Origin of the sequence: Peptacetobacter hiranonis (genome assembly GCF_008151785.1) — a bacterium.
GTDB classification, from domain to species: Bacteria; Bacillota; Clostridia; order Peptostreptococcales; family Peptostreptococcaceae; genus Peptacetobacter; species Peptacetobacter hiranonis.
In genome coordinates this window covers 78,593-95,376 of the sequence record NZ_CP036523.1, presented here as the reverse complement: position 1 = coordinate 95,376, position 16,784 = coordinate 78,593, and the positions used below count along the sequence as shown (strand labels likewise).

Genomic DNA, 16,784 nt, shown 5'->3' with positions numbered 1-16,784 from the left:
AGCATTGTTGATGTGGGTGCATAGCTCAGCTGGATAGAGCAACGCCCTTCTAAGGCGTGTGTCGAAGGTTCGAATCCTTCTGCGCTCACCATGTTGGGGATTCGCCAAGTCGGTAAGGCATAGCACTTTGACTGCTACATTCGTAGGTTCGAGTCCTGCATCCCCAGCCAATATAATGTTATAAATAAATTAAAAAATGATGATTAATCTGGTTCATTAGCTCAGTTGGTAGAGCACCTGACTCTTAATCAGGGAGTCCTGGGTTCGAGTCCCAGATGAATCACTTTTATAAATATGGAGAGGTGTCCGAGTGGTTTAAGGAGCTGGTCTTGAAAACCAGTGATGCTTAACGGCACCGTGGGTTCGAATCCCACCCTCTCCGCCAAATGCCCAGATAGCTCAGTCGGTAGAGCAGGGGACTGAAAATCCCCGTGTCGGTGGTTCGATTCCGCCTCTGGGCACCATATAGTGTGGCGGTATAGCTTAGTTGGCTAGAGCGTTCGGTTCATACCCGAAAGGTCACAGGTTCGACTCCTGTTACCGCTACCAAGATAATGAGGACCATTAGCTCAGTTGGTTAGAGCGCCCGGCTCATAACCGGTAGGTCTGGGGTTCGAGTCCCTGATGGTCCACCAAGTAAATATTTTTCGAGGTGTAGCGCAGTTTGGTAGCGCACGTGGTTTGGGACCATGGGGCCGGGGGTTCGAGTCCCTTCACCTCGACCATTTGTGGTGGATGTAGCCCAGTTGGTTAGAGCGCCAGATTGTGGCTCTGGAGGCCGTGAGTTCGAATCTCATCATCCACCCCAAAAAATAATATGGTCTATTAGCTCAGTCGGTAGAGCACTTGACTTTTAATCAAGGTGTCCCGCGTTCGAATCGCGGATAGATCACTTTTCGGCGACATAGCCAAGCGGTAAGGCAATGGACTGCAACTCCTTGATCTCCAGTTCGAATCTGGATGTCGCCTCCAACTAAATATGATTTAAGCCGAAGTGGCGGAACTGGCAGACGCACAGGACTTAAAATCCTGCGGGACTTATCCTCCCGTACCGGTTCGATTCCGGTCTTCGGCACTCATATAATATCGCGGGGTGGAGCAGTTGGCAGCTCGTCGGGCTCATAACCCGAAGGTCGTAGGTTCAAGTCCTACCTCCGCAACCAAAATAAAATATGGCCCGTTGGTCAAGCGGTTAAGACACCACCCTTTCACGGTGGTAACAGGAGTTCGATTCTCCTACGGGTCACCAACTAAATATGCGGGTGTAGCTCAATGGTAGAGTTCTGGCCTTCCAAGCCAGCTGTGAGGGTTCGATCCCCTTCACCCGCTCCAAAATGGGGTTATAGCTCAGCTGGGAGAGCATCTGCCTTACAAGCAGGGGGTCACAGGTTCGAGCCCTGTTAACCCCACCAAATAAAGTGGCTCGGTAGTTCAGTTGGTTAGAATGCCAGCCTGTCACGCTGGAGGTCGTGGGTTCGAGCCCCATCCGAGTCGCCACTTTATAAAAAAATAAATACTAAAAATGTGGGAATATGGCTCAGTTGGTAGAGCAAATGACTGTTAATCATTGGGTCACAGGTTCGAGTCCTGTTATTCCCGCCAATATGCTGGTGTGGCTCAATTGGTAGAGCAGCTGACTTGTAATCAGCAGGTTGTAGGTTCGAGTCCTATCACCAGCTCCAAATATGGAGGATTTCCCGAGTGGCCAAAGGGGGCAGACTGTAAATCTGTTAGCATCGCTTTCGGTGGTTCGAATCCACCATCCTCCACCAAAATAAAATATACGCGGATGTGGCGGAATTGGCAGACGCACTAGACTTAGGATCTAGCGCCTACGGCGTGGGGGTTCGACTCCCTTCATCCGCACCATATTTTATTAATTCAGTTTTGTGGGTGCATAGCTCAGCTGGATAGAGCAACGCCCTTCTAAGGCGTGTGTCGAAGGTTCGAATCCTTCTGCGCTCACCAAAACACATAACTTAATATTTACCAATGTTGGGGATTCGCCAAGCGGTAAGGCACATGACTCTGACTCATGTATGCATAGGTTCGAATCCTATATCCCCAGCCATTTTTATTTTTTGTGGTCTATTAGCTCAGTCGGTAGAGCACTTGACTTTTAATCAAGGTGTCCCGCGTTCGAATCGCGGATAGATCACCATTTTTTTATACATGGAGAGGTGTCCGAGTGGTTTAAGGAGCTGGTCTTGAAAACCAGTGATGCTTAACGGCACCGTGGGTTCGAATCCCACCCTCTCCGCCAAGTATATGCGGATGTGGCGGAATTGGCAGACGCACTAGACTTAGGATCTAGCGCCTACGGCGTGGGGGTTCGACTCCCTTCATCCGCACCATACTTTATTTTTATTTTTTGATAAAATATGCCCAGATAGCTCAGTCGGTAGAGCAGGGGACTGAAAATCCCCGTGTCGGTGGTTCGATTCCGCCTCTGGGCACCATATAGTGTGGCGGTATAGCTTAGTTGGCTAGAGCGTTCGGTTCATACCCGAAAGGTCACAGGTTCGACTCCTGTTACCGCTACCAAGATAATGAGGACCATTAGCTCAGTTGGTTAGAGCGCCCGGCTCATAACCGGTAGGTCTGGGGTTCGAGTCCCTGATGGTCCACCATTTGTGGTGGATGTAGCCCAGTTGGTTAGAGCGCCAGATTGTGGCTCTGGAGGCCGTGAGTTCGAATCTCATCATCCACCCCAAAAAATAATATGGTCTATTAGCTCAGTCGGTAGAGCACTTGACTTTTAATCAAGGTGTCCCGCGTTCGAATCGCGGATAGATCACTTTTCGGCGACATAGCCAAGCGGTAAGGCAATGGACTGCAACTCCTTGATCTCCAGTTCGAATCTGGATGTCGCCTCCAATAACTATTTGATAATATAATATTAATATGCGCTCATAGCTCAACCGGATAGAGTGCCTGACTACGAATCAGGAGGTTGCGGGTTCGAGTCCCTCTGGGCGCATTTTTATGGGGTTATAGCTCAGCTGGGAGAGCATCTGCCTTACAAGCAGGGGGTCACAGGTTCGAGCCCTGTTAACCCCACCAGTAAAAGTCTTTAGCGAAAGTTAAAGACTATATTTTTAATAAAAATTTGTTTTGAGGTAAAAGGATATGTATGTAGTTTTTGGTGATGAAGTATTAGATAGTAATGAGATTATAGATTTATTTAATAATGAATCAGATTTTATTGTAGAAACTGATTTGACGAAATCTACTAAAAGAGAAGATGTAATAGCTTTAAAATTAAGGATAGGTGTAGAAGATATATATTCTGATTCTAAATTTGATCAATATAATGAAGATATATTTGAAGAATATTTAGATAATGCAGAGGAAATGATTACAGATTTTGCGGATATTAATTTTGATTATAAAAAAAGATTTGTAACAAGTGCATATAAATGGGAAGAGCTAAATAATAGTATATATTTAATAGTTGCACTTTCAGATATTAGCCTTCCATTGTTAAAGTTAAATGATGTCCTTAATAGATTGTTAAAACAAAATGATTAAAAATAATAAAAAAAGTGTTGACATTATATAATATGAATGTTATTATATTACTTGTAGATAAGAAATGAACTTTGAAAACTGAACAGCAGATATATTTAGTTCGAATAAATAATTCGAACGCCATACAAACCATGCCAGATATTTTGAGATAACATCTGAGCGGATTTAACAAACTAATTTTATTTTGAGCAACGGAATTTTGAGCATTAGCGAAAAATTTGTTGGCGATATAAAATTTCGAAGAAATTTTATTTTGAGAGTTTGATCCTGGCTCAGGATGAACGCTGGCGGCGTGCCTAACACATGCAAGTCGAGCGATTCTCTTCGGAGAAGAGCGGCGGACGGGTGAGTAACGCGTGGGTAACCTGCCCTGTACACACGGATAACATACCGAAAGGTATGCTAATACGGGATAACATATAAGAGTCGCATGACTTTTATATCAAAGATTTTTCGGTACAGGATGGACCCGCGTCTGATTAGCTTGTTGGCGGGGTAACGGCCCACCAAGGCGACGATCAGTAGCCGACCTGAGAGGGTGATCGGCCACATTGGAACTGAGACACGGTCCAAACTCCTACGGGAGGCAGCAGTGGGGAATATTGCACAATGGGCGCAAGCCTGATGCAGCAACGCCGCGTGAGCGATGAAGGCCTTCGGGTCGTAAAGCTCTGTCCTCAAGGAAGATAATGACGGTACTTGAGGAGGAAGCCCCGGCTAACTACGTGCCAGCAGCCGCGGTAATACGTAGGGGGCTAGCGTTATCCGGATTTACTGGGCGTAAAGGGTGCGTAGGCGGTCTTTCAAGTCAGGAGTTAAAGGCTACGGCTCAACCGTAGTAAGCTCCTGATACTGTCTGACTTGAGTGCAGGAGAGGAAAGCGGAATTCCCAGTGTAGCGGTGAAATGCGTAGATATTGGGAGGAACACCAGTAGCGAAGGCGGCTTTCTGGACTGTAACTGACGCTGAGGCACGAAAGCGTGGGGAGCAAACAGGATTAGATACCCTGGTAGTCCACGCTGTAAACGATGAGTACTAGGTGTCGGAGGTTACCCCCTTCGGTGCCGCAGCTAACGCATTAAGTACTCCGCCTGGGGAGTACGCACGCAAGTGTGAAACTCAAAGGAATTGACGGGGACCCGCACAAGTAGCGGAGCATGTGGTTTAATTCGAAGCAACGCGAAGAACCTTACCTAGGCTTGACATCCTTCTGACCGAGGACTAATCTCCTCTTTCCCTCCGGGGACAGAAGTGACAGGTGGTGCATGGTTGTCGTCAGCTCGTGTCGTGAGATGTTGGGTTAAGTCCCGCAACGAGCGCAACCCTTGTCTTTAGTTGCCATCATTTAGTTGGGCACTCTAGAGAGACTGCCAGGGATAACCTGGAGGAAGGTGGGGATGACGTCAAATCATCATGCCCCTTATGCCTAGGGCTACACACGTGCTACAATGGGTGGTACAGAGGGAAGCTAAGCCGTGAGGTGGAGCAAATCCCTTAAAGCCATTCTCAGTTCGGATTGTAGGCTGAAACTCGCCTACATGAAGCTGGAGTTACTAGTAATCGCAGATCAGAATGCTGCGGTGAATGCGTTCCCGGGTCTTGTACACACCGCCCGTCACACCATGGGAGTTGGAGACACCCGAAGCCGACTATCTAACCTTTTGGGAGAAGTCGTCGAAGGTGGAATCAATAACTGGGGTGAAGTCGTAACAAGGTAGCCGTATCGGAAGGTGCGGCTGGATCACCTCCTTTCTAGGGAGAATTATCTGCTGTTCAGTTTTGAAAGTTTATACAAACTTAATATGGGGGTGTAGCTCAGTTGGGAGAGCACTTGCCTTGCAAGCAAGGGGTCAGGAGTTCGAATCTCCTCATCTCCACCATTTGTACTTTGAAAACTACATATATATTATGATATGACATCATTTATTTCCTTAATGTGATAAATAAGGACGATAACCTTATAAAAAAATATCAACTGTAACTGGTCAAGTTATTAAGGGTGCAGGGCGGATGCCTTGGCACCGGGAGCCGATGAAGGACGTGATAAGCTGCGATAAGCTATGGGGAGTTGCACGTAAACTTTGATCCATAGATTTCCGAATGAGGAAACTCACCATGAGTAATGTCATGGTATCTTCGAGTGAATACATAGCTCGTTGAGGGGAACTCGGGGAACTGAAACATCTAAGTACCCGAAGGAAGAGAAAGAAATTCGATTCCGCTAGTAGCGGCGAGCGAACGCGGAACAGCCCAAACCTAAGAAGTTCGCTTCTTAGGGGTTGCGGACATATCATCAGGAAGAGGTTATTACAGACGAAGAGTTTTGGAAAGCTCCGCCATAGAAGGTAACAGCCCTGTAGTCGAAGTGAGAAGACTTCCGATATGATCCAGAGTACCACGGGACACGTGAAACCCCGTGGGAAGCAGGAGGGACCACCCTCCAAGGCTAAATACTACCCGGTGACCGATAGCGCATAGTACCGTGAGGGAAAGGTGAAAAGAACCCCGGGAGGGGAGTGAAATAGAACCTGAAACCCTGTACTTACAAACTGTGGAAGCACATTTCTTGTGTGACCGCGTACTTTTTGTAGAACGGGCCAACGAGTTACGTTATGCAGCAAGGTTAAGTACTTCAAGTATGCAGCCGCAGCGAAAGCGAGTTTTAACTGAGCGTTTAGTTGCATGACGTAGACCCGAAACCGGGTGACCTATCCATGAGCAGGTTGAAGCGAAAGTAAAATTTCGTGGAGGACCGAACCCACGAGCGTTGAAAAGCTCGGGGATGACTTGTGGATAGCGGTGAAATTCCAATCGAACCCGGAGATAGCTGGTTCTCCCCGAAATAGCTTTAGGGCTAGCCTCAGATTCAGAGATACGGAGGTAGAGCACTGAATGTCCTAGGGGGTATTGCACCTACCGAAGACTATCAAACTCCGAATGCCGTCATCTTTTATCTGGGAGTCAGACCGTGGGTGATAAGATTCACGGTCGAGAGGGCAACAGCCCAGACCGTCGGCTAAGGTCCCCAAATGTAGGTTAAGTGGTAAAGGATGTGGGATTGCACAGACAACCAGGATGTTGGCTTAGAAGCAGCCACTCATTCAAAGAGTGCGTAATAGCTCACTGGTCGAGTGATCCTGCGCCGAAGATTTCCGGGGCTAAAACCTACTACCGAAGCCACGGCATCATTTATGATGGGTAGGGGAGCTTTCTTTACTGGGCAGAAGCATGACCGTAAGGACATGTGGACTGTAAAGAAGTGAGAATGTTGGCATGAGTAGCGAGATGTGGGTGAGAATCCCACAGGCCGTAAACCCAAGGTTTCCAGGGGAAGGTTCGTCCTCCCTGGGTTAGTCGGGACCTAAGCCGAGGCCGAAAGGCGTAGGTGATGGACAACAGGTTGAAATTCCTGTACCGCCAATAAGCGTTTGAGAAATGGGATGACACAGTAGGACAGGATGAGCGTGCTGTTGGTTATGCACGTCCAAGCACTGAGGCAGTATCCGGAGGCAAATCCACGGATATAATGCTGGGGTGTGACGGGGAGCGAAATTTAGTAGCGAAGCATCTGCATTCACACTGTCGAGAAAAGTCTCTATCGAGTTTAAAGGCGCCCGTACCGCAAACCGACACAGGTGGGTGAGGAGAGTATCCTAAGGCCAGCGAGAGAACTGTTGTTAAGGAACTCGGCAAAATGACCCCGTAACTTAGGGATAAGGGGTGCCATCGAAAGATGGCCGCAGAGAATAGGCCCAAGCGACTGTTTACCAAAAACATAGGTTTCTGCTAAGTCGCAAGACGATGTATAGGAGCTGACGCCTGCCCGGTGCTGGAAGGTTAAGGGGATCTGTTAGAGCAATCGAAGCAGTGAACTTAAGCCCCAGTAAACGGCGGCCGTAACTATAACGGTCCTAAGGTAGCGAAATTCCTTGTCGGGTAAGTTCCGACCCGCACGAAAGGCGTAACGATTTGGGCACTGTCTCAACAACAGACTCGGTGAAATTGTAATTCCGGTGAAGATGCCGGATACCTGCGACAGGACGGAAAGACCCCATGGAGCTTTACTGTAGCTTGGCATTGGGTCTTGGTACTACATGTACAGCATAGGTGGGAGGCTTTGATTCCAGGACGCCAGTTTTGGATGAGCCACCGTTGGGATACCACCCCTGTAGTACTGGGACTCTAACCAGAGGCCTTGAATCAGGTCTTGGGACACTGTCAGGCGGGCAGTTTGACTGGGGCGGTCGCCTCCCAAAAGGTAACGGAGGCGCTCAAAGGTTCTCTCAGCACGGTCGGAAATCGTGCACAGAGTGTAAAGGCATAAGAGAGCTTGATTGCAAGACATACAGGTCGAGCAAGGACGAAAGTCGGACTTAGTGATCCGGTGGTTCTGAGTGGAAGGGCCATCGCTCAACGGATAAAAGCTACCCTGGGGATAACAGGCTTATCTCCCCCAAGAGTCCACATCGACGGGGAGGTTTGGCACCTCGATGTCGGCTCATCACATCCTGGGGCTGTAGTAGGTCCCAAGGGTTGGGCTGTTCGCCCATTAAAGTGGTACGCGAGCTGGGTTCAGAACGTCGTGAGACAGTTCGGTCCCTATCCGTCGCAGGCGTAGGAAATTTGAGAGGATCTGCCCTTAGTACGAGAGGACCGGGGTGGACGTACCGCTGGTGTACCAGTTGTCTCGCCAGAGGCATGGCTGGGTAGCTATGTACGGAACGGATAAGCGCTGAAAGCATCTAAGCGCGAAGCCAGCCTTAAGATAAGATTTCCCATTCTTCGGAAGTAAGACCCCATGAAGACTACGTGGTTGATAGGTCGGAGGTGGAAGTGCAGTAATGTATGTAGCTTACCGATACTAATAGGTCGAGGACTTGACCAAGAAAATATTTGGTAGATTGATTAATATGTATGTAGTTTTCAGAGTACAATCTCTGAAAATAAAGATTATGTGGTTATTATAGAAGAGAGGATACACCTGTTCCCATTCCGAACACAGAAGTTAAGCTCTCTATCGCTGATGGTACTTGGGGCGAAGGCCCCTGGGAGAGTAGGACGTAGCCACGTAATCTTTTTTTATTTTGCAAAAAATAGTATTTTAATGAGATTGTTAATAAAATATTATATATTTATTGATACTATGTAAAAATATAATATTAAAACGATAAAAAGCTTATATATTAAAATGATTAATAATCATAACTCTCTAATTGAGGAGAGTTATTTTTTTTTGAAAATTTCAAAAAAATCACTTATTTATTAATAAATTTAAAAATAAAAGTAAAAAGCCGTTTAATTAGTGTTATAATAAACAAGACACTAAAAAAAATACTATTTACTTTATTTTTGAAAATAAAAATGATATTATTATAGGGAAGTGGGAAAATAATTCTTTATAAAAGAAGATATTTATCTTAGATTTATATAGTGGAGTCTAATATTTTTAGATAAGGTTAAAAGTGAAATTATCAATATAAGAATAAATAAGGAGGATAATCTGATGACTAAAAAGTTTAATAAAATACTTGTGGCTAACAGAGGTGAAATAGCTATAAGAATATTTAGAGCATGTTCAGAACTTGGAATAAAAAGTGTAGGTATATACAGTAAAGAAGATAAATATGGATTATTCAGAACTAAAGCTGACGAATCTTACTTAATAGGAGAAGGAAAAGGTCCTATAGATGCATATCTTGATATGGATGGAATAATAGCTCTTGCTAAAAGAAAAAAAGTAGATGCTATACATCCTGGATATGGATTCTTAGCTGAAAATGCAGAATTTGCTAGAAAATGTGAAGAAAATGGAATAACATTCATAGGTCCATCTTCAGAAATAATGGATCTTATGGGAGATAAAATAAATTCTAAAAAAATAGCTCACGAGGTAAATGTTCAAACTATACCTGGTGTAGAAAAAGCTATAAAATCTACAGCTGAAGCTAAAGAAGTCGCTGCTCAGATAGGTTATCCAGTAATGATAAAAGCTTCTAACGGTGGTGGCGGTAGAGGTATGAGAATTGTTCACCGTGAAGAAGACTTAGAATTAGAATATGAAACAGCTTGTAGTGAATCAAGAAAAGCATTTGGTGAAGATATAATATTCATAGAAAAATATATAGAAGATCCAAAACATATAGAAGTACAGATATTAGGTGACCAGTATGGAAACTTAGTACATCTTTATGAAAGAGACTGCTCTGTTCAGAGAAGACATCAGAAAATAATAGAATACGCACCAGCATTCTCTTTAAGTGAAAAAACTAGACAGGAAATATGTGCTGATGCAGTAAAACTTGCTAAACACGTTGGATATTCAAGTGCTGGTACATTAGAATTCCTTGTTGATAAACATGGAAACCACTACTTCATAGAAATGAACACAAGAATACAGGTTGAACACACTGTATCTGAAATGGTAACAGGAATAGACATAGTTCAGAGCCAGATACTAGTTGCAGAAGGATACTCTTTAGATAGCCCTGAAATAGACATAAAATCTCAGGATGACGTACAGCTTAGAGGATACTCTATACAGTGCCGTGTTACTACTGAAGACCCTAAAAACAACTTCATGCCTGATACAGGAAAAATACAGGTATATAGAACTGGTTCAGGATTTGGTATAAGACTTGATGGTGGAAATGGATTTACAGGTGCAAACATAAGCCCATACTACGACAGCTTACTTGTTAAAACAATTTCTTATGATAGAACATTCAAAGGAGCTATAAACAAAACTCTAAGATCTATAAAAGAAATGAGAGTTAGAGGGGTTAAAACAAATGTAGGATTCCTTGTAAATGTACTTAACAACCCTCAGTTTGAAAAAGGTCTATGCTCAACTAAATTTATAGATGAAAACCCAGAACTATTCGATATACAGGAAAGTAAAGACAGAGGAACTAAACTATTACAGTACATAGGAAACGTAATAGTAAATGAAAATAAATGTGCAGAAAAACCAAGATTTGATGCATTACACGAACCAGACTTATCAAGAGAAGTTCCTATAATAGAAGGAAGTAAAGCTAAATTTGAAAGACTTGGCAAAAAAGCATACATAGAAGGAATAGCAAACGATAAAAAAGTATTATTAACTGATACAACTATGCGTGATGCTCATCAGTCATTACTAGCTACTAGATTTAGAACTAATGACTTCTTAAACGTAGCAGAAGCAACTGATAAATATCAGAAAGACTTATTCTCACTTGAAATGTGGGGTGGAGCTACATACGACGTTGCATACAGATTCCTAAAAGAATCTCCATGGAAAAGACTTCAGAAATTAAGAGAAGCTATACCAGATATAAACTTCCAGATGTTACTAAGAGCTTCTAATGCTGTTGGGTACAAAAACTATCCAGACAACGTAATAGAAGAATTCATAAAAGCATCTGCAAGAGAAGGAATAGACGTATTTAGAATATTTGACTCACTAAACTGGGTAGAAAACATGAAACCATCTATAACAACAGCTCTAGAAACTGGAAAAATAGTAGAAGGTACAATGTGCTACACAGGAGACATATTAGATAAGAGCAAATCTAAATATAACTTAGAATACTACATAAAAATGGCTAAAGAATTAGAAGCATTAGGTTCTGACATAATAGCAATAAAAGACATGTCTGGTCTATTAAAACCTTATGCTGCATATACTTTAGTAAAAGAACTTAAAAAAGAAGTAAAAGCTCCTATACACCTACATACTCACGATACAAGTGGAAACGGTGTTGCACTTTGCTTAATGGCAGCAGAAGCAGGAGTAGATATAATAGACTGTGCATTAGAATCAATGGCAGGATTAACAAGTCAGCCTTCTCTAAATGCTATAGTTGAAGCATTAAAACACACAGAAAGAGACACAGGAATAGACTTATACGGATATGATCAGCTTGGAAGATACTACAAAGACTTAAGAAAAGTATACAAAAGATTTGAATCAGACCTTACAAACTCTTGTGCAGAAATATACAACTTCGAAATACCAGGTGGACAGTACACTAACTTAAAACCTCAGGCAGACAGCTTAGGATTAGTAGGTAGATTCGATGAAGTAAAAGAAAACTACAAAGTTGCAAATGAAATAGTTGGTGACATAATAAAAGTTACTCCATCATCAAAAGTAGTTGGGGACTTAGCAATATTCATGTCTAAAAACAACTTAACAAAAGAAAACATATACGAAGAAGGAAAACACCTTGCATTCCCAGACTCAGTAGTTGATTACTGCAAAGGTATGATAGGACAGCCAGAAGGTGGAGTACCAAAAGAATTATCAGAAGTAGTATTAAAAGGTGAAGAAGCTATAACTGTAAGACCAGGTTCACTTCTACCACCAGAAGATTTCGATGCTATAAAACAGCACTTAAAAGAAAAATTCGAATTAAAAGAAGTAACAGACCTTCAGGCTATAAGTTATGCATTATATCCAAAAGTATATGAAGAATATTTAGAACACATACATGAATACAATGAAATATCTAAACTAGAAAGTGATGTATTCTTCTACGGATTAAACAAAAATGAAGAATGTGAAGTTGAAATAGAAGAAGGTAAAAACTTAACTATAAGACTTACTGACATAGGAGATGTTAAAGATGACGGATTCAGAACTGTTGATTTCGAATTAAATGGAATGATGAGATCTGTTGAAATCAAAGATAATAACTTCTCAGGAGCTATAAACCATGTTGAAAAAGCTGACATGGGAGATCCACTTCAGATAGGTGCAAGTATACCAGGTAAAGTAGTTAAACTTCTTGTAAAAGAAGGAGACGAAGTAACTAAGAACCAGCCATTAATAGTAATAGAAGCTATGAAGATGGAAACTAACATAGTTGCTAAAACTGACGGTGTAATAAAATCTATCAAAGTTGCAGATGGTGACATGGTAGTAGACAAACAGCTACTTATGATAATGAAAGAAGCAGAATAATTTAATAAAAATCATAATCTAGGGGATAAGTTATTAAACTTATTCCCTATTTTTATTTTTTTAGAATATAATATATATAACATTATCATAGAAAAATTCAGATAAAAAGATTTTAAAACATAATTATTAAAAAGTGATATAATTTAGTTAATAAAATTATTTATAGAAAAGAGGAAATAGATATGAATTATTCAGTTGTTTATGCAACATCTACAGGAAATACAAAATTATTAGCAGATAATGTAGCAGAAGTACTAGGTTCAGAATGTGTTTATTTTGGACAGCCAGATGAAAAAGCAAAAAAATCAGATGTAATATTTATAGGATTCTGGACAGACAAGGGAACGTGTAACGAAGAAATAAAAGACTTTATATCAGAATTAAAAGATAAAAAAGTATTCTTATTTGGCTCAGCTGGAGCTGGAGATGAAGACTATCTAAACATGGTAATAAACAATGTAAAAAAAGAAATAGATAAAAGCTGTGATGTAATCGGTGAATTTATGTGCCAGGGTAAAATGCAGCAAGGTGTTAAAGCTAGATATGAAAAAATGTTAGCTGAAAAACCAGGTGACGAACAAATACTAAGTTTAATTAAAAACTTTGAAGAAGCTTTAAATCACCCAAATGAAGACGATTTAACTAGACTTAAAAATAAAGTAAAAGAAGTCGTTGAGAAATAGAAAAATTATCATAAAAAGACAAAAAATTAGTTGAGAAAAATATTTTTCAAAAAAGTTAAAAAATTTTTAAAATAAAAGAGGAAAACGTATTTATATATAGAATTTAATACATTGTAGAGTTGTTCTTCGGCTCTAAACAAATTGCAAATTATTTTATTAATTTAAAAAAATTACTATTCTCAAAGGTGGGTGTTCATATGAAAGTATATGATAGCAAAATGATAAGAAATGTAGCAATATTAGGTCACAGTGGATGTGGGAAAACAAATCTTATAGAAACAATATCTCACGTAGCAAATGCAAAAAAAATACCTAAACTTACTGCAAAAGCAAATATGACTTATAGTATGGGTCTTATTCCAATAGAATACGACGACTATAAATTCAATTTACTGGACACTCCAGGTTATTCTGATTTCAGCGGTGATGTTATATCAGCTCTAAAAGTATGTGATTTAGCAGTTATAGTAATAGATGCAACAGATCCATTACAGGTAGGAACTGAAAAAGCAATAGAGCTTACTGAAGGAATACCAAAATTAATGTTTATAAATAAAATAGATAATGAAAAAGCTAGATATAAAGACGTTATAGAAATGCTAAACGGAAAATTCGCTCATAAAATAATAGCTATGATAAGCCCAATATACAAAGATAAAAAATTCTGTGGATTACACAATGTTTTTGAAAATGTAGACGACTTAGAAGGCGAATTCAAAGAACAGGCAATAAGCATGAAAGAAGCTCTTATGGAATTAATAGCTGAAACTGACGACGAAACTTTAGAAAAATACTTCAGTGGAGAAGAATTAACTAAAGAAGAAATACAGAAAGGTATAATCATAGGAGTTCACAAAGGCGACATAATACCAGTTATATCTGGATCAACTATAAATAACGTAGGAACAAAAGAAATAATAGACACTATATCAAGTTATATAGAACCTACATATCTTGACAATGAAAGTCCATTCAAAGGACAGGTATTCAAAACTGTAGTAGACCCATTCGTAGGAAAAATGTCTTACATAAAAATAGTTCAGGGTACAGTTAAGAAAGAAACAGAAGTATACAACCTAAACAGAGAAGTAAAAGATAAATTAGCAAATATATACTCTATAAACGGAAGTGAACTTATAGAACTTGAATCAGCAAAAGCAGGAGATATAATAATAGTTGCTAAATCTCCAACATTAAAAACAGGAGATACTATATCTACTTGCAAAGATGAAATACCAGAAGATGAAATAAACTTCCCTAAACCACAGATATACTATGCTGTTAGTCCTAAAAACAAAAACGACGATGAAAAAGTTGGAACAATATTATCAAAACTAACAGAAGAAGATCCAACTCTTGATTTCTACAGAAATTCTGAAACAAAACAGGCTCTTCTAGGTGGACAGGGTGAACTTCATCTAAAAACTGTAATAAACAAAATGAAAGACAAATTTGGTACAGAAGTAGAACTTAGCGACCTTAAAGTTGCATATAGAGAAACAATAAAAGGTAAATCAGATGTTCAAGGAAAACATAAAAAACAGTCTGGTGGACATGGACAGTATGGAGATGTAAAAATCAGATTTGAAAGATGTGAAAATGAATTTGAATTTGATGAAGAAATATTCGGTGGTTCAGTTCCAAAACAGTATATACCAGCAGTTGAAAAAGGATTAAAAGAAAGTATGGCAAAAGGTATACTAGCAGGATATCCAGTATGCAATATAAAAGCTGTTCTTTATGATGGTTCTTATCACGATGTTGACTCTTCTGAAATGGCATTCAAAATGGCAGCTTCTATAGCATTCAAAAAAGGTATGGAAGAAGCACAGCCAGTACTTCTTGAACCAATCATGAAACTTTCTATAACAATACCAGATGAATACATGGGAGATGTTATGGGAGATATAAACAAGAGAAGAGGTAAAATACTAGGTATGGAACCTACTGACAATGGAAAACAGTTATTAATAGCTGAAGCTCCACAGGCAGAAACATTCAAATATGCAATAGATTTAAGAGCTATGACTCAGGGTAGAGGATACTTTGAAATGGAATTTGCTAGATATGCAGAAGTTCCTAACCAGATAGCTGAAAAAATAGTTGCAGCAGCTAAAAAATAAATTTATTTGAACAAAAAACTTAGAGTTTAACATAATATTTTAAGATATTGTCCTATATATGTGATAAAATTATATAGGACAATATTTTTTTGTAAAAATATAGAAGAAGGAAATTTATAATGGCAAAAATAAAAACAAAATACGTATGTCAGTCATGTGGATACGAAAATCCAAAATGGCTTGGAAAATGTCCAGAATGTATGAAATGGAATACATTTGTGGAGGAAATAGAAGATAAAAGTTCAAAAAGTAATCATAGAGAAACTTTTGTAATAGATAAATCATCACAGAAACCTGTAAACATAAACTCAATAACAATAAAACACGAAGAGAGATTTTCTAGTGGAATAAACGAGTTAAACAGAGTATTAGGTGGTGGAATAGTTAGAGGATCACTTGTACTTGTAGGTGGAGACCCTGGGATTGGTAAATCAACACTACTTTTACAAGTATCTGAAAGTGTTGCACAATCAGGAAAAAAAGTGCTATATATATCTGGAGAAGAATCAGAATCTCAGATAAAAATGAGGGCAGAAAGATTAAATGCTAAATCGGAAAATCTGTTTATAATGGCAGAAAACAACTTAAACATAATAGAACATAACCTAGAAGGATTTGACCCAGACCTTATAATACTGGACTCAATCCAAACAGTATTCACACCGGACATAGCTTCTGCACCGGGAACAGTTAGCCAGATAAAAGAGGGAACTTCTAGATTTATGAGAATTTCTAAAAAAATGGGAATATCTACATTTGTCGTTGGACATGTAACAAAAGAAGGTGCTTTAGCGGGACCAAAGATAATGGAGCATATGGTCGATACAGTACTTTACTTTGAAGGTGAAAGATATAATACATACAGACTTATAAGAGCTGTAAAAAATAGATTTGGTTCGACAAATGAACTAGGTGTATTTGAAATGAGTGAAAAAGGACTTCAAGAGCTTGAAAATCCTTCAAAAGCGCTTATCTCAGAAAAACCAGAAAACGCATCTGGATCAGTAATAGTATCTACTGTAGAGGGAACAAGACCAATGCTTCTTGAACTTCAGGCACTTGTATCTCCTACTAGCTTTGGGATACCAAGAAGAACAGCTACAGGAATAGATTTTAATAGGGTAAATCTACTACTTGCTGTACTAGAAAAAAGAGCTGGAATGCAGATACAAAATCAAGACGTATACTTAAACATAGTAGGTGGAATAAAAATAAATGAACCATCTATGGACTTAGGGGTTATATTAGCAGTTGCATCTGGCTTTAGAAACATACCGATAAGTGGAGAAGTTGCGGTTACAGGAGAAGTTGGACTTACTGGAGAAATAAGGGGAGTAAGCTACATTGAAAAAAGAATATCTGAATGCAGAAAATTAGGCTTCAAAAAAATAATAATTCCAAAATCTAATTATGAGGCTGTAAAAGACGTAAAAGGTATAGAAATATGGCCAGTTGAAAATGTAAGACAGGCTATAAATATGGTATTGAGGGGAGAGTAGT

At 40.0% G+C, this 16,784-nt stretch carries 5 protein-coding genes, 35 tRNA genes and 3 rRNA genes; all 43 read left to right on the top strand.

Annotated elements, in window-relative coordinates; genetic code table 11:
- Positions 1 to 14 precede the first annotated feature (14 nt).
- Positions 15 to 91 (top strand) — tRNA-Arg (locus KGNDJEFE_RS00655).
- Between the two features lie 3 nt (positions 92 to 94).
- A tRNA-Gln gene (locus tag KGNDJEFE_RS00650) sits at positions 95 to 170 on the top strand.
- 40 nt (positions 171 to 210) lie between these two features.
- Positions 211 to 283 (top strand) — tRNA-Lys (locus KGNDJEFE_RS00645).
- Positions 284 to 296: 13 nt separating this feature from the next.
- Positions 297 to 385 (top strand) — tRNA-Ser (locus KGNDJEFE_RS00640).
- 3 nt (positions 386 to 388) lie between these two features.
- Positions 389 to 464: transfer RNA gene (locus KGNDJEFE_RS00635), tRNA-Phe, on the top strand.
- Between the two features lie 8 nt (positions 465 to 472).
- A tRNA-Met gene (locus KGNDJEFE_RS00630) sits at positions 473 to 549 on the top strand.
- A gap of 9 nt (positions 550 to 558) precedes the next feature.
- Positions 559 to 635, top strand: a tRNA-Ile gene (locus tag KGNDJEFE_RS00625).
- 13 nt (positions 636 to 648) lie between these two features.
- Positions 649 to 725: transfer RNA gene (locus tag KGNDJEFE_RS00620), tRNA-Pro, on the top strand.
- 6 nt (positions 726 to 731) lie between these two features.
- Positions 732 to 808 (top strand) — tRNA-His (locus KGNDJEFE_RS00615).
- An 11-nt stretch (positions 809 to 819) separates the two neighbouring features.
- A tRNA-Lys gene (locus tag KGNDJEFE_RS00610) sits at positions 820 to 892 on the top strand.
- A gap of 6 nt (positions 893 to 898) precedes the next feature.
- Positions 899 to 972, top strand: a tRNA-Cys gene (locus KGNDJEFE_RS00605).
- A gap of 16 nt (positions 973 to 988) precedes the next feature.
- A tRNA-Leu gene (locus KGNDJEFE_RS00600) sits at positions 989 to 1,075 on the top strand.
- 12 nt (positions 1,076 to 1,087) lie between these two features.
- Positions 1,088 to 1,163: transfer RNA gene (locus tag KGNDJEFE_RS00595), tRNA-Met, on the top strand.
- A gap of 11 nt (positions 1,164 to 1,174) precedes the next feature.
- Positions 1,175 to 1,249, top strand: a tRNA-Glu gene (locus KGNDJEFE_RS00590).
- A 9-nt stretch (positions 1,250 to 1,258) separates the two neighbouring features.
- Positions 1,259 to 1,332 (top strand) — tRNA-Gly (locus KGNDJEFE_RS00585).
- A gap of 4 nt (positions 1,333 to 1,336) precedes the next feature.
- Positions 1,337 to 1,412 (top strand) — tRNA-Val (locus KGNDJEFE_RS00580).
- Between the two features lie 8 nt (positions 1,413 to 1,420).
- Positions 1,421 to 1,497: transfer RNA gene (locus KGNDJEFE_RS00575), tRNA-Asp, on the top strand.
- Positions 1,498 to 1,526: 29 nt separating this feature from the next.
- Positions 1,527 to 1,602, top strand: a tRNA-Asn gene (locus tag KGNDJEFE_RS00570).
- Positions 1,603 to 1,606: 4 nt separating this feature from the next.
- Positions 1,607 to 1,682, top strand: a tRNA-Thr gene (locus KGNDJEFE_RS00565).
- 5 nt (positions 1,683 to 1,687) lie between these two features.
- Positions 1,688 to 1,772, top strand: a tRNA-Tyr gene (locus KGNDJEFE_RS00560).
- Between the two features lie 13 nt (positions 1,773 to 1,785).
- Positions 1,786 to 1,869 (top strand) — tRNA-Leu (locus KGNDJEFE_RS00555).
- Positions 1,870 to 1,891: 22 nt separating this feature from the next.
- Positions 1,892 to 1,968, top strand: a tRNA-Arg gene (locus KGNDJEFE_RS00550).
- Between the two features lie 28 nt (positions 1,969 to 1,996).
- A tRNA-Gln gene (locus KGNDJEFE_RS00545) sits at positions 1,997 to 2,071 on the top strand.
- A gap of 14 nt (positions 2,072 to 2,085) precedes the next feature.
- Positions 2,086 to 2,161: transfer RNA gene (locus KGNDJEFE_RS00540), tRNA-Lys, on the top strand.
- A 13-nt stretch (positions 2,162 to 2,174) separates the two neighbouring features.
- Positions 2,175 to 2,263: transfer RNA gene (locus KGNDJEFE_RS00535), tRNA-Ser, on the top strand.
- Between the two features lie 7 nt (positions 2,264 to 2,270).
- Positions 2,271 to 2,354, top strand: a tRNA-Leu gene (locus tag KGNDJEFE_RS00530).
- Positions 2,355 to 2,383: 29 nt separating this feature from the next.
- Positions 2,384 to 2,459, top strand: a tRNA-Phe gene (locus tag KGNDJEFE_RS00525).
- A gap of 8 nt (positions 2,460 to 2,467) precedes the next feature.
- Positions 2,468 to 2,544: transfer RNA gene (locus KGNDJEFE_RS00520), tRNA-Met, on the top strand.
- Positions 2,545 to 2,553: 9 nt separating this feature from the next.
- Positions 2,554 to 2,630 (top strand) — tRNA-Ile (locus KGNDJEFE_RS00515).
- A 6-nt stretch (positions 2,631 to 2,636) separates the two neighbouring features.
- Positions 2,637 to 2,713 (top strand) — tRNA-His (locus KGNDJEFE_RS00510).
- An 11-nt stretch (positions 2,714 to 2,724) separates the two neighbouring features.
- Positions 2,725 to 2,797 (top strand) — tRNA-Lys (locus tag KGNDJEFE_RS00505).
- A gap of 6 nt (positions 2,798 to 2,803) precedes the next feature.
- A tRNA-Cys gene (locus KGNDJEFE_RS00500) sits at positions 2,804 to 2,877 on the top strand.
- A gap of 29 nt (positions 2,878 to 2,906) precedes the next feature.
- Positions 2,907 to 2,980: transfer RNA gene (locus KGNDJEFE_RS00495), tRNA-Arg, on the top strand.
- A 7-nt stretch (positions 2,981 to 2,987) separates the two neighbouring features.
- A tRNA-Val gene (locus KGNDJEFE_RS00490) sits at positions 2,988 to 3,063 on the top strand.
- Positions 3,064 to 3,129: 66 nt separating this feature from the next.
- Entirely contained in the window at positions 3,130 to 3,531 is a 402-nt protein-coding gene (locus KGNDJEFE_RS00485) for a hypothetical protein (protein ID WP_006441222.1), read from the top strand.
- A 249-nt stretch (positions 3,532 to 3,780) separates the two neighbouring features.
- A 16S ribosomal RNA gene (locus tag KGNDJEFE_RS00480) occupies positions 3,781 to 5,283 on the top strand.
- Positions 5,284 to 5,335: 52 nt separating this feature from the next.
- Positions 5,336 to 5,411 (top strand) — tRNA-Ala (locus tag KGNDJEFE_RS00475).
- Between the two features lie 103 nt (positions 5,412 to 5,514).
- Positions 5,515 to 8,416: ribosomal RNA gene (locus KGNDJEFE_RS00470) — 23S ribosomal RNA — on the top strand.
- A 68-nt stretch (positions 8,417 to 8,484) separates the two neighbouring features.
- Positions 8,485 to 8,601, top strand: a 5S ribosomal RNA gene (rrf, locus tag KGNDJEFE_RS00465).
- Together the 16S, 23S and 5S rRNA genes with 1 tRNA gene alongside form the textbook arrangement of a ribosomal RNA operon.
- A gap of 433 nt (positions 8,602 to 9,034) precedes the next feature.
- On the top strand, positions 9,035 to 12,478 hold the full coding sequence (locus KGNDJEFE_RS00460; protein ID WP_006440457.1) for a pyruvate carboxylase: 3,444 nt from the start codon (positions 9,035 to 9,037) through the stop codon (positions 12,476 to 12,478).
- 182 nt (positions 12,479 to 12,660) lie between these two features.
- Positions 12,661 to 13,161: a flavodoxin family protein BilS gene (bilS, locus tag KGNDJEFE_RS00455; protein WP_006440458.1), complete on the top strand. Its 501-nt coding sequence runs from the start codon at positions 12,661 to 12,663 to the stop codon at positions 13,159 to 13,161.
- A 197-nt stretch (positions 13,162 to 13,358) separates the two neighbouring features.
- The gene (locus KGNDJEFE_RS00450; protein WP_040410584.1) at positions 13,359 to 15,284 is read left to right on the top strand and encodes an elongation factor G; all 1,926 of its coding nucleotides are present in this window, start codon (positions 13,359 to 13,361) and stop codon (positions 15,282 to 15,284) included.
- 119 nt (positions 15,285 to 15,403) lie between these two features.
- The gene (gene radA / locus KGNDJEFE_RS00445; protein ID WP_006440460.1) at positions 15,404 to 16,783 is read left to right on the top strand and encodes a DNA repair protein RadA; all 1,380 of its coding nucleotides are present in this window, start codon (positions 15,404 to 15,406) and stop codon (positions 16,781 to 16,783) included.
- The last annotated feature ends 1 nt before the right edge of the window (position 16,784 follow it).